Source organism: Streptomyces sp. NPDC014006 (assembly GCF_043088925.1).
GTDB lineage: Bacteria > Actinomycetota > Actinomycetes > Streptomycetales > Streptomycetaceae > Streptomyces.
On record NZ_JBICAJ010000001.1, the window covers coordinates 422,918 to 435,926 of the forward strand.

The 13,009-nt window shown below is 70.5% G+C and carries 9 protein-coding genes; all 9 read right to left on the reverse strand.

Annotated elements, in window-relative coordinates:
• Positions 1-97 precede the first annotated feature (97 nt).
• Positions 98-1,642, reverse strand: coding sequence for a DUF6020 family protein (locus ACF1GV_RS01905; RefSeq protein ID WP_391676936.1), 1,545 nt, complete (start codon positions 1,640-1,642; stop codon positions 98-100).
• A 2-nt stretch (positions 1,643-1,644) separates the two neighbouring features.
• Positions 1,645-5,187 (reverse strand): CDP-glycerol glycerophosphotransferase family protein, encoded by a 3,543-nt coding sequence (locus tag ACF1GV_RS01910; protein WP_391676937.1) that lies wholly within the window; start codon positions 5,185-5,187, stop codon positions 1,645-1,647.
• Positions 5,188-5,287: 100 nt separating this feature from the next.
• Entirely contained in the window at positions 5,288-7,504 is a 2,217-nt protein-coding gene (locus ACF1GV_RS01915; RefSeq protein WP_391676938.1) for a CDP-glycerol glycerophosphotransferase family protein, read from the reverse strand.
• A gap of 88 nt (positions 7,505-7,592) precedes the next feature.
• Positions 7,593-8,498, reverse strand: coding sequence for a glycosyltransferase family 2 protein (locus ACF1GV_RS01920; protein WP_391676939.1), 906 nt, complete (start codon positions 8,496-8,498; stop codon positions 7,593-7,595).
• Positions 8,495-9,229: a glycosyltransferase family 2 protein gene (locus ACF1GV_RS01925; protein WP_391676941.1), complete on the reverse strand. Its 735-nt coding sequence runs from the start codon at positions 9,227-9,229 to the stop codon at positions 8,495-8,497. Before ACF1GV_RS01925 ends, ACF1GV_RS01920 begins: the two co-directional genes overlap by 4 nt.
• A complete protein-coding gene (locus ACF1GV_RS01930; protein ID WP_391676942.1) occupies positions 9,226-9,609 on the reverse strand; it encodes a DUF2304 domain-containing protein in 384 nt (127 codons plus the stop codon). The genes ACF1GV_RS01925 and ACF1GV_RS01930 overlap by 4 nt, the downstream gene beginning before the upstream one ends.
• Positions 9,610-9,775: 166 nt before the next feature.
• Positions 9,776-11,044 carry a hypothetical protein gene (locus tag ACF1GV_RS01935; protein ID WP_391676944.1) on the reverse strand — a complete coding sequence of 423 codons (1,269 nt, stop codon included), beginning with the start codon at positions 11,042-11,044 and terminating at the stop codon, positions 9,776-9,778.
• Positions 11,041-11,922: a dTDP-4-dehydrorhamnose reductase gene (rfbD, locus tag ACF1GV_RS01940; RefSeq protein WP_391676946.1), complete on the reverse strand. Its 882-nt coding sequence runs from the start codon at positions 11,920-11,922 to the stop codon at positions 11,041-11,043. Before rfbD ends, ACF1GV_RS01935 begins: the two co-directional genes overlap by 4 nt.
• Positions 11,919-12,908: a dTDP-glucose 4,6-dehydratase gene (gene rfbB / locus ACF1GV_RS01945; RefSeq protein ID WP_391676947.1), complete on the reverse strand. Its 990-nt coding sequence runs from the start codon at positions 12,906-12,908 to the stop codon at positions 11,919-11,921. The genes rfbD and rfbB overlap by 4 nt, the downstream gene beginning before the upstream one ends.
• Between the last annotated feature and the right edge of the window lie 101 nt (positions 12,909-13,009).

Below are 13,009 nucleotides of genomic sequence, written 5' to 3' on the forward strand. Positions count from 1 at the left end.
GTGGGGCGGGCGGTAGGGTTTTTCCGGCCCTCCGTGAGGGGCCCGCCCGCACCTCCCTCGAGGGAGGTGCGGGCGGGCCCTTCTCGATGAGCGGGTATTACGCCACCGGCTCCGGATCCCGGTCCGCCGGCGACGGCTCCTCCGCCTTCTCCGACGGCCCCGAGGACCCCGGGCTCTCCCCGCCCACGCGGCCGAAGCGCGGCTTCGCCGCGATCAGCGGCAGCGTCAGGATGCCGAGGAACAGCGGCGCGAACATGTACCGGGCGAGCGGCGCCGGGTTGGCCGCCACCACCGTCAGCTGGAGCGCCAGCGGGATCGACATCATGGCCAGCGGAGCCCAGGAGCGCTGCCGGCGCGCGAACGTCAGGAAGATCGCGTAGGCGACGTAGCACCAGGTCGCGCCCCGCCACAGCAGCCACTGCAGCTGCGGCGTCTTGCTGGCCTTCCACGAGAAGAACGCCAGCTTGTGCAGCGTGTCGCTGAGCGGACGGATCTTCAGGACCGGCCGGTACTCGCTGTGCTTGATGTCCTGGTTCCAGTCGGCCCAGCCGAACAGGTTCTTCGGCACCGACGGCGGGCTGATCAGCGTCTGGCCCATCTTGTCGGCGGGACCCGGGAACGGCGACCAGGCGATGTGCGAGCGGCACAGCCGCGCCCCGATCATCTGGTCCGGGGTGCGCTGCAGGACCCGCATCCACAGGTCCATCAGCTGGTCGTTGTACTCGGCGGCCTTCTTGCGGTTCATCGGCTTCTGCATCGCCCAGTCGGCGTTGTAGCAGTTGGCCGCCCGGCCGCCCCAGTGGGACAGCGGCGCCACCTTGGCCATCAGGGCCTTGTCCGACGAGGTGAAGGTCCACGGCGCCTTGCCGTAGACGACCGCGATGTCCGCGTAGTTCATCGCGTACACCTGGTCCTTGGTCGGGGTGATCACGCCCAGCGCGGGGTAGATCGCCACCTGCAGCACGCCCGCGATCACCGCCGGGATCACCGTCGCGACCAGCATCGCCCGGCGCATCTTCGGCAGGACGAACAGCAGCACCGGCGCGGCGAGGACGGCGACGAGCAGACCGTTGTTGCGGAACAGGCCCATCGCCAGGAAACCGATGAACAGCATGGCGACGTCGTTGCGGAACGCCTTGTCGCGCACTGCCTGCCTGCCGCGCATCCGGCGCACCACGAGCCGTCCGGCCGCGCCGAAGGCCACGACCGCGCCGATGACGAACGGCACGTCCTTCCACACGAAGATGGTGAACGAGCCGATCGACGGCAGCGCCGCCACCACGATCGCGGCCGTCGCGCTCCACTTGCCCGGCACGCCGAACTGGCGCAGCGTCATCGCCACATAGGCCAGCGCCGCGGCCATGGCGACGCCCTGCACGAACGTCAGCAGGGCCAGGTCACCGGTGATCTGCAGGGAGAGCCAGACCAGTCCGTCGTAGGCCACCGAGTGGTTGGACATCCAGTGGCCGGTGGTGACGTGCCAGACGTAGGAGATCGAGTCGTAGCTCATCCCGCCGGGGTAGAAGGCCGCCCACCACAGCAGGAAGATGACCTGGGTGACGGCGTAGACGGCCAGGGGCATCCGGCGCCGGGCCGGGATGCGTTCCAGGCGCTGCCTGACGGCTCTGGGGATCGTGGGCACGCTCAACGCTCCGCGGGCTCGGTGGACGATGGGTCGGGGTGCGCGAGTTCCAGCATCCGGTTGATCACTCGTTCCCCGGCCTGGCCGTCGTCGAGGTCGCAGAAGACGTCCTTGAACTCCCGGTAGGTCTCCGTGTAGGAGGCGCTGATCCGGTCGATGTCGGCGAGCGCGTCGATCAGTTCGTCCGAGGTCTGCAGCAGGGGACCGGGGGCCTTGTCCTCGAAGTCGAAGTAGAAGCCCCGCAGCTGGTCGCGGTAGTACTCCAGGTCGTACGTGAAGAACAGCATCGGGCGGCCCGTGTTCGCGAAGTCGAACATGAGCGACGAGTAGTCCGTGACCAGCACGTCGGTGATCAGGAACAGCTCGGCGATGTCCGGGTAGCTGGAGACGTCGAAGACGAAACCGTCACCGGCGCCGGGCACGGCGTCGACGATGTTCGAGTGCTTGCGCACGAGCAGGACGTGGTCGTCGCCGAGGCGCTCGGCCGCCTTCTTCACGTCCAGCCGCATGTCGAACTTGTAGTTGCCGGCCCGGTAGAACTGGTCGTCGCGCCAGGTCGGCGCGTACAGCACGACCTTCTTGCCGGCCGGCAGGCCGATCCGCTCGCGCACGCTCTTCGCCAGCTCTTGAGTCTCCTCGGAGAGCAGCACGTCGTTGCGCGGGTAGCCGGACTCCAGGATCTCGCCCTCGAACTGGAACGCCCGCCGCATGATCGGCGTGGAGAAGCGGTTGGGGGAGACCAGGAAGGACCAGCTCGGCGTCTCCTCGGCGACCTTCTGCAGGTACTTGCGGTCGGCGAACTGGACGCTGTCGATGTCGTGGCCGATCCGCTTGAGCGGCGTGCCGTGCCAGGTCTGCACGATGACCTGGCCCTCGCGGCGGCGGATCCAGTGCGGCAGGTGCGTGTTGGTGACGATGTACCGGCTGCGGCCGAGCGCCTCGTACCACTCGCGGCTCCAGCGGCGGATGACCTTCACGCCCTCGGGGATCTCCGCGCGGAGGTCCTCCACCACCCACACGTGCTCCAGCTCGGCGCCCTGGCGCACCAGCTGCTCGTAGACGGCGCGCGGCGAGTCGGAGAACTGGCGGCCGGAGAAGGAGGCGTACAGGACGGTGTCCTTCAGCGGCGCGGTGCGGGCCTGCGCGTACACCTTGGTGCGCAGCTCGCGCTGGCGGTACCAGCCGACCTCGGCGGGGCCGAGGTCGGAGGCGGCCTCGATGAGCAGCCGGTCGAAGAAGCGATGGGTGAGCGTGTAGTCCCGGCCGCGCACGGTGAAGTCGACCGGCAGGGCGTCCAGCGCGGACGGCACGGCGCGCACCGGCACCTCCACGCGGGAGTCGGCGGTGCGGGCGAACAGGTACCAGCGGCCCTGGCGCAGCGGCACCTTGGCGATGCTGTCCGGCACCGGCAGGAACTCGGCGCTCAGCACACCGTCGGCGACGGTCGCCGGGTAGGTGTGCTCCTCGGCGTGCCGGCTGTGCCGTACGACGATCTCGACCGGCTCCTCGACCTGCGCGGGCAGGGCGGCGGTGAGGGCGATGCGGCCCTCCGCGCTGACCGACAGTTCGCCGGTCATGGGCTGCACGGGCTGGGTGCGCAGCACCAGGCGGCCGGAGCCGTCGCTGGTGACGGCGATGACACGGCCGCCCCAGGCGGCGGTGGGCCCGCCGTCCACGGAGATCTGCCGGCCGAGGTCTCCCTCGGCGGCGTCCACGGCGACGGGGAAGCGGCGCTTGGCGCCGACGCCCAGCTCGGCCGTCCACTTGTCGGAGACGTGCAGGTTGTGGCTGTCACGGCCCTCGACGTCCAGGTCGGCCAGCGGCACCCGCACGGAGAACGTGCCGCCGCTGCCGCGCTCCACCGGCAGGTCGAGCTCGGCCTCGGTGGACCCGTGGGTCAGGCGCAGGGTGAGCGGCGCGTCGCCGGTGGCGGCGTCGTGGCCGAGTGTGCCGGTCAGCTCCAGCACACCGTCGACGGCCCGGTGCCCGGTCAGCCGGGCCCGCACCCGCTCCACCCGCACGTACAGGTGCTCGTCGGCGACGTACGGCACGACCCGGACGTCCTTGTCGACCCAGAACGGCGACGGGCTCTGCGCGCTGCCGGTCTCGCCGGCCTTCAGCCGGGTCCGGCGCACGATGCCCTGCTGGACGGTGGTGACGGTGAGCCGCCACACGCCGTCGCGCCATCCGCCGCGCGCCTTGAGCTTGGCCGGGTTCAGTTCGGCGGTGAAGCCGGACCAGTCGTAGTTGTGCAGCGACTGGCCGGAGGTCTGCGTGGCGCGCAGCGCGCGCGCCTGGTTCGGCCGCACCAGGACGGTGCGGCGGCTGCCGACCTCACGCAGCATCAGCACGCGCAGGGCGGTGCGCTGCGGCCGCTCGGCGGCCAGGTTGCGGATGTAGGCGTGGCCCTCGAGCCGCAGCCGGCCGTCGCGCCAGATCAGCGCCTCGGCGCGGGCGCGGGCGGAGAAGTCGTTGTCGACGCGCAGCACCGAGCGCGGCACGGGCCGCTTGCCCTGGTCGAGGACCGGGTAGTCGGCGACGTGGCGCAGCCCCTGGCGGACCACGGGGACGGCCCGCCCGGTCTCCCGCTCGTAGGCGAGCAGCTCCATCAGCTCCGTCAGGCGGCCCTCGCGGATCAGATGGCACTTCAGCCGCAGCGCGACCGGCAGGCGGGGCATGACCGACTCGTCGACGCGGCCGAGGAAGTCGGCGGCGCCGCTCATGAACAGTTCGCGGAACTCGTCGCCGGCCTCGTCGAGCACGCCCATGAACAGCGGCAGCTCGTCGGTGATGAAGATCTCGTCGTACCAGTGCTTGTGGGCGACGTACTCCTCGCCGGGCTGGGAGGCGAGGAAGCGGCTGACCCGGTCGCAGGAGCGGATGCGGTCGCGGACGTTGACCGGCTCGGTGCGGCGCTGGGTGATCGACGGGGCGCCGCCGGTGCGCTGGCGCCACAGGTAGATCGGCTCGCCGAGCACGTCGACGGCGGAGGCCAGGAAGTGCGCGGGCAGCGTGACCGGGGCGTCCTCGTAGAGGATCCCGGGGAACTCGAAGGCGTGCTTGTCCCAGAACGAGCGGCGGAAGACCTTGTTCCAGGCGGTGCGGTCGTAGACGAGGTTCTTGTCGCGGCTGATGTGGGTCCGCGTGCGGTCGGTTCGCAGCCGCTTCTCGTGCAGCGGGGAGAGGAGGATCTCGCCGGCCTTGAGCAGGTTGACGTTGCCGCTGACGAAGTCCGAGCCGGACGCCTCCAGGCTGGCGATGCAGCGCTCGTAGGCGTCGGGCAGCACGATGTCGTCGCTGTCCACGAACGCGAGGAACTCGGTGCCCTCGGTGAGGTGGGCCACACCGGTGTTGCGGGCGGGGCCGAGTCCCTGGTTCTCCTGGGGGACGACCCGGATCCGGTCGTCCTTGGCCGCCCATCTCTCGGCGATCGCGAGGCTGCCGTCCGTGGAGCCGTCGTCGACGACGATTGCCTCCCAGTCGGTGAACGTCTGGTCCGCGATCGACTGCAGGCACTCGTCGAGGAAGAGTTCCACGTTGTACACGGGAACGACTAGTGACAGACGGGGAGGCATCTGCGGTACTGCGCCTTTCTCAGGTTACGTATGTGTCCGGTGGTGACCGGACCCGCCGGACACGGTAGCTCTAGCCCCGCGTGAGACGGCTCGGACGCTCCGCCGGAAGTGTCACCGGCGGCACATCCTCCTGGTTCAGGAAGACCCTGCGTACCACACGCTCCGCCGCCCGGCCGTCGTCGAACTCGCAGAACCGCCTGCGGAACTCCGTGCGCGCCTTGGCGGAGGTGTCGTCGCACCAGCGCCCCGAGAGGAAGACGTCCAGGAGGTCCCCTTCGGTTGCCACCACGTGGCCGGGCGACTCTACGTGAATGTCGAAGTAGGTGCCCCGAGTGGCCCGGTACACGTCCCAATCGTTGGCAAAGACGACGATCGGCCGGTCCAGCAGCGCGTAGTCGAACATCAACGAGGAGTAGTCGGTCAGCAGACAGTCCGCCGCGAGGTACAGCTCCTCCACCGACGGGTGCCCGCTCACGTCGACGATCGGGGAGCCGTCCGTGGAGCCCGGGCCCGTGCCGAGGTTGAAGTAGTGGACGCGCGAGAGCACCGTGAAGCCGTCACCGAGCCGCTCGGCGAAGTGCTCCAGGTCGAGCAGCGGCCGGGGCACCGCCTGGTAGTCGCGGTGGGTCGGCGCGTACAGCACGACCTTCTTGTCCGGGGCGAGGCCGAGCTTCTCGCGGGCCCGCGCCCGGTCCTCGTCGGTGGCGTTGACCAGCACGTCGTTGCGCGGGTAGCCGTAGTCGAGGGAGGTGTACTCGGCCGGGTAGGCCCGGTTCCAGATCGCGGTGGTGAAGCTGTTGGCGGAGATGCTGTAGTCCCAGCGGTCTATCCGCTGGACCAGCGTCTCCATGTCGAGGTCGGCCTGCCCGATCGGGTACTCGACGAGGTCGACGCCCATCCGCTTGAGCGGCGTGCCGTGGTGGGTCTGCACGAAGACCTGACCCGGGCGCTTGACCACCAGGGTCGGAAAATTGACGTTGTTGACCAAGTATTTGCTGCGGGCCATCGCCTTCCAGAAGCCCCACGAGCCCGGACGCACCACGGTGGTGCCGGCCGGCGGCTTGTTGCGCGCGTCCGGCTTGAGCACCCAGGTCGTCTTCACATGCGGGGCCAGCTCCAGCAGCTTTTGGTGGATGGCCGCCGGGTTGCAGGCGTAGTCGGCGTTCCAGTACGCGGCGAAGACCGCGGTGTCCTTGCGCACCGGCAGCATCCGCTGGCCCCGGTAGTAGGCGCGCAGCACCACCGAGCGCACCGGCTTCTTCAGCCGGCGCGCGGCCCGGTAGGCGCGGCGCGCGACGGGGCGCAGCCGGACCGGGAGTCGCTCGGCGACGCGGCGCACGCCCGACCGGGAGGATCCCGTCGCCTTGGGGGCCCGGTGGCCGGCCGGGCGGCGGGCCTGCTCGGCCTGGAGCCGGCGGGCCCGGAACTCGGCACGCGCGTCGGCGGGCAGCCGGCCCGGCATCCGCTCGATGACGCCCAGGTGGAAGGCCATGCGCTCGTACAGCGGGCCGCGCCAGTGGTCGAACTGCGGGTGCTGGTCGAGGAACGCGAACACCAGGTCGTACTGGTCGAAGACGTCGAAGTGCTTACGGCTGGAGGAGGACAGGATGGAGCCCTGGCGCCGCTGGCGGTAGTGCACGCAGACCCGGTCCAGCAGGGCGATGGTCTCGGCGGCCACCATCACCGGATAGGTCCACGGGGTGTCCTCGTAGTAGCCCGCGGGGTACTCGAAGCCCCAGCGCTCCACGAAGTCGCGGCGGTAGGCCTTGTTCCAGGCGACCTGCAGCAGCAGCAGCAGGTCGGGGTGGTCGTCCAGCCGGAATGCGCCGCGCGGGCCGTCGGTGAGCAGCGACCGCTTGGCGTTCGCGGAGACGCGGCCGTCCCAGTAGGTGCGCTCGTAGTCGAAGACCAGCAGCTCGGGGTCGCCGGTCTCCTCCAGGCGGCGCGCGATGGCCTGCAGAGAACCCGGCAGCAGTGTGTCGTCGCTGTCCAGGAAGATCAGGTAGGCGCCCCGGGCACGGGACATGCCCACGTTGCGCGCCCGGCCGAGCCCCACGTTCTGCTCGAGCTGCACCGCCACCACACGCGGGTCGAGCCCCGCGTACTCGTCCATGATCTCGCCGCACGCGTCGGGTGAGGCGTCGTTGACCGCGATGACCTCGAAGTCCGTGAAGGACTGGCCGAGCACCGAGTCGAGACAGTCGCGCAGATACGCCTCGACCCCGTACGCCGGAACGATGATGCTGAACCGGGGTGTGGCGCTCTCTTGGGCTTGCGTGGGAATCATGTCGACTTTGCGCTTTCGGAGGGGGGAAGCGGGGCGCGGTTCCGCGGGGCGGGGGTGGGGGACGCAACCGGCCCGCCCCTGCGGGCTGTCACTCGGATCGGGTCAGGGCGTACCTGAGCAGACGGCGCGTGGCGTCGGACTGGCGGTGGCGCAGGGCACCGGGCAGCAGGGTCAGGGCGTGCAGCCGCATCGACAGGTGCCGCCGCGCGGACCGGGCGGCCTTGGGCCAGCCGTGGCGGTCCAGGTCGTCGGCCACCTCGTTGAAGAACCGTACGGCCTCCCCGAACCGGGCGCCGGTGAGGGCCTCGGCCGAGGACAGGCTGCCGGAGTGGCGCCGGTAGCGGAAGGCGGGGGCCGGCTCCACGACCAGCTTCTCACCGCGCCGGATCAGCTCGATGATCAGGGCCAGGTCCTGGATGACGGAGAGGTCCTCGCGGAAGTTGACCGCCTTGACGGCGTCGGCGCGCCAGCAGATCGACGGGAAGTACAGCCAGTTCCCGCCGAGCAGGTTGGCGGCCAGCGGCTCACCGGACAGCACCAGGCGCCGGCCGTTGTGCTTCGGTGCGTACAGGCGCCGCTTGACCTCGTCGCCGAGCGAGGTCGAGGGGTTGCCGTGCTCGTCGATGACCTCGACGCCGGGCTGGTAGATCGCCGCGTCCGGGACGGCCTCGATCGCGGCTCGCAGCGTCTCGACGTAGGTCGGGAGCAGCAGGTCGTCGCTGCCGAGCATGGTGAAGTGCGTCGACTCCACCAGCTCCACGCACTTGCGGAAGTTGCGGGTGATGCCAAGGTTCTGCTCGTTGCGCAGGTAGCGCACCCGCTCGTCGCCGAGGGAGGCGAACCACTCCGGCACGCCCGGCTCACGGCCGTCGTCGACGACGGTGAGCCGCCAGTCCTTGTCGGTCTGGTCCAGCACGCTCTGCACGGCTGCCTGCATCAGGGCGGTGTCGCCGTAGTGCGGCAGCATGATGTCGAGGGTCCGCACGCGCGTCACTTCCCGTTCCGGGCGGGCCGCAGCACCGAACGGCGGCTGAACGCGAGCAGCAGGATCATGCCGATGCGGCCGAGATACAGGGTGGCCTTCAGGGGCGACTGGCTGGGGGTGCCGGTCGTGCGCGGGCGCATCGCGACGGGGACCTGCTCGACGCGGTACCCGGCCCGGATCACGGCGATCGTGGACTCCACGGTGTCGCCCAGGTACTCCACGGGATACCAGCGGGCGAACACGTCGATGAGGTCGCGGCCGCAGGCCCGGAAGCCGGAGGTGACGTCGGTGAGCCGGGTGCGCGCCATGCGCGACAGCCAGAACGCCAGCACCAGCATCGCCCACCGGCGCGGGCCGCGGGCCTCGTACTCGCCGGTGCCGGCGAACCGGGCGCCCATGACGAGGTCGGCGCCGCTCTCCAGCCGGGCGAGCAGCTCCGGCACGTTGCGCGGGTCGTGCTGGCCGTCGGCGTCGACCTGGATGGCGATGTCGTAGTCACGGTCGTGGGCGTACTTGTACCCGGCGCGCATCGCGCCGCCCACCCCGAGGTTGTACGGCAGCTTCATCACCGTCGCGCCGGCGGCGCGGGCGACCGAGGCGGTCTCGTCGGCGGAGCCGTCGTCCACCACGAGGACGTCCGCACCAGGAAGGGTGGTGTGGACCTCCTTGATGACGTCGGCGACGCCGGCCGCCTCGTTCCACGCCGGCATGATGATCAGCACACGCTTGCCGTCGATCACTTACCGTCCCCCTGTTCTGCAGATGCGGCGGGGGTCTCCGGCTCGGCGAGCCGGGCCCGCAGGTCCTGGACGTCGATACGGAGCAGCGCCACCTCTTCGGAGAGGGTGCGGCCCTCCTCCTCCAGATGTCCGACTTCCCAGCTCAGCTGGAGCGAGACGACGAAGAGGAAGGCGACGCCCATGAACAGCACCAGGCTGACGCCGGAACGGACTCCGAGGGCCTCGGACACCGCGTCCACACCCCGCGGGAAGAACCCGAGCGGGATGATCACAAGGCCGGTGATCACCCAGAGGAAGGCGTACTTCTCCTTGAGCTTGCGACGGCGCAGGAGCTCGACGATGCACGCGACGAGGACGACTCCGGTGACCGAAGTCAGCATCCACAACTGCATACCGCACTCCGGTGTATCGGACGACTCATGGAAAGGGCCTGTCTACTCTTCCAGGGGTGTGTACCAGGGGGAGCGGCTGCTGAGGGACCCACCCGACCGGACCCCGACTGCACGCGGAGGGACGGTTACGAAGAGTGATGAAGTGGCGGTCACCCTATGAGCGCACCGGGCGGTAGCTTACACGAGCGCGAATGGCGAGTGACATACAGGTGGCCACCGTCAGTGACCCTGCTGTGTACGCCACTTCGACCCTCGTGCGCAGGTCCAGCGGGCTCAGCGTGACCGCGATCAGCACCAACGTGCCCACCACCCAGGACAACAGCTGAAGTCGCGCACCGTTACTGGTGAGCAGCGCCTGACCCAGCACCATGGCCAGCATGTACAGGGTCGTACCGGCCGATAGCCAGGCGAAGTCCGTGGCGCCCAGCACATCCGGGGCGCCGAACACCGTCGGCAGGATCGCAGGTCCGAGCGCCACCGCGCCCAGCCCGCCGGCGAGACCCAGCCCGGCCGTGACCGACGCGGCCCGCAGCAGCAGCCGACGGTAACCCTGTGTGTCCCCCTCGGCCGCCGCCGCCGACAGCCCCGCCAGCAGCGACACCTGGAAGGCGCCGAAGACGAACAGCGGCACCCGGGCCAGCACCAGCGCCGACAGCAGCGCCGCGACCAGCGCGTCGTCGTTCGTCGAGATCAACTTGGTGCTGATCACCGCGATGTTGACGAGCAGCTGCGCGAGCAGCGTCGAGCCGACCAGCAGCCCGAGGTGCTCGATCAGCTCCCGCCAGTGCGCCTGCGACCCCGGCCGCGCTCCCTGGAACACCGGCTTGATCGTCGCCAGTACGGCCAGCAGCGGGGCCACCGTCAGCACGGCCGCGAACGCGAACGGCGACGTCACACCGGACACCGCCAGCGCGCCCGACAGCACGGTCCGCAGCACGCCGTCCAGACCCAGCTGCATGCCGTACGCCTGGAACCGGCCGAGACCGGCGAGGATGCCACGCGTCACATACGCCACGGCCAGCGCCGCGAAGGCACCGGCGAGCGAGTACACGAGGCTGGTGTCGCCGTGGAAGAACAGATCGGCGATCCACCCGGAGAACGCCACGAGCGGCACCAGCACCAGCGCCAGCAGGCTCGCGGAGAGCGCCGCGCCGCGCCGCAGCACCGGCAGCACCCCGTCACCGTGCACCACCCGGGCGGCGACGATCCGGGTGATCTCCTGCTCGACCGGGAAGAACAGCCCGAGGCCGATGGAGAACACCACCGTCCACAGCACCGAGAAGCTCGCCATGTCGTCGACGGCGAGCGCGTGGCCCGCCGCCGCGAGATGGACGTAACTGGCCACCCCGAGCACCGCGGTACCGGCGCCGACGAACGCGGTGCCCTGCGGCAGCGCCGTGGTGATGCGGTCGAGGAGGCTCACGCGCGCGTCCGCTCCTCGGAGGCGATCACCTTCAGCGCCTCGGCCAGCTGCTCGCGCCAGTGCGGCTGCACCGCCACGCCCGCCTCGGCCCACCGCTCGTGCGCGAGCACGCTGTAGGAGGGGCGGCGGGCCGGCCGGACGAACTTCTGCGACGTCGTCGGGCGCACCCGCTCAGGGTCCAGGCCGGTCAGCTCGTACGCGGCCCGGGCCAGGTCGAACCAGGTCCCGGTACCGGACGCGGTGCCGTGGTAGACGCCCGCCGGGGCCCGCCCGGCCAGGGCCGCCTCGGCCAGGTCCGCGATCTGCCGGGCGAGCGCGACGGTCCAGGTGGGCTGGCCGCGCTGGTCGTCGACCACGTCCACGGTGTCCCGCTGCGCGGCCAGGTTCAGCATCGTCGCGACGAAGTTGCGCCCGTGCGCGCCGTACAGCCACGCCGTGCGCACCACATAGCCGCGCTCGGGCAGCAGCTCGGTCACCGCCTGCTCACCGGCCAGCTTGCTGCGGCCGTAGGCGTTGACGGGTGCGGTCGGGGCGTCGTGCCGGTACGGCTCGTCGGCGTCGCCCGGGAAGACGTAGTCGGTGGAGACCTGGATCAGTACGGCGCCGCTCTCGGCGCACGCCTCGGCGAGCACCCGCGGGCCCTCGCCGTTGATCCGGGTGGCCGCGGCCTCCTCGGCCTCGGCGCCGTCCACGTCGGTCCACGCGGCGGCGTTCACCACGACGTCGTGCCCGGCGAGCGCCGCGCGCACCGCGGCGGCGTCGGTGATGTCCAGCCCGTGGCGGGTGACCGCGTTCACGTACAGCCCGCGCCCGCCGAGGACCTCGGCCAGGTCACGGCCGAGCATGCCGCCCGCGCCGGTGATCAGTACACGCGTCATGCCGGAAGCGCCGCCTTCGCCTTGAGCGGCTCCCACCAGGCGCGGTTGTCGCGGTACCACTGGACGGTGTCGGCCAGGCCCTGCTCGAAGGTGACCTGCGGCTTGTAGCCGAGCTCCTCCTGGATCTTGGCGATCGACAGGGAGTAGCGCAGGTCGTGGCCCTTGCGGTCCTCGACGTGCTCGACCATGTCCCAGCCGGCGCCGCAGGCGTCCAGCAGCAGGCCGGTCAGCTCCTTGTTGGTCACCTCGGTGCCGCCGCCGATGTGGTAGACCTCACCGGCGCGGCCGCCGCGCAGCACCATCTCGATGCCCCGGCAGTGGTCGGACACGTGCAGCCAGTCGCGCACGTTCAGGCCCTCGCCGTACAGCGGGACCTTCTTGCCGTCCAGCAGGTTCGTGGTGAACAGCGGGATCATCTTCTCGGGGAAGTGGTACGGCCCGTAGTTGTTGGAGCAGCGGGTCACCACCACGTCCATGCCGTGCGTGCGGTGGTACGACAGCGCCAGCAGGTCCGAGCCGGCCTTCGAGGCCGAGTACGGGGAGTTCGGCGCCAGCGGCCAGTCCTCGGTCCACGAGCCCTCGGCGATCGAGCCGTACACCTCGTCCGTGGAGACGTGCACGAACCGGCCCACGCCGTGGCGCTTCGCGGCGTCCAGCAGCACCTGGGTGCCCAGCACGTTCGTGGTGACGAACGGCGAGGAGTCCATGATCGAGCGGTCCACGTGCGACTCGGCGGCGAAGTGCACCACCGCGTCCTGGCCGCGCATCGCGTCGTCGACGACTGCGTCGTCGCGGATGTCGCCGCGCACGAACGTGTAGCCGGGCTTGTCGGCCACCGGGGCGAGGTTCGCCTCGTTCCCGGAATAGGTCAGGTTGTCCAGCACGGTGACCTGGGCACCCTCACCGGAGGGCAGCTCTCCGAGAAGCAGGGCGCGCACGAACTGTGAACCGATGAAGCCGGCGCCGCCGGTGACGAGAATCTTCATAAGGCCCACTATCCTAGGCGCAGCGGCGCAGCCTCCCGTTCGGTGCCGGTTGGGTCCCGGTTCGGCCGCCGTTTCCGTGGCGGTTCTCACCTCCGTCTCAC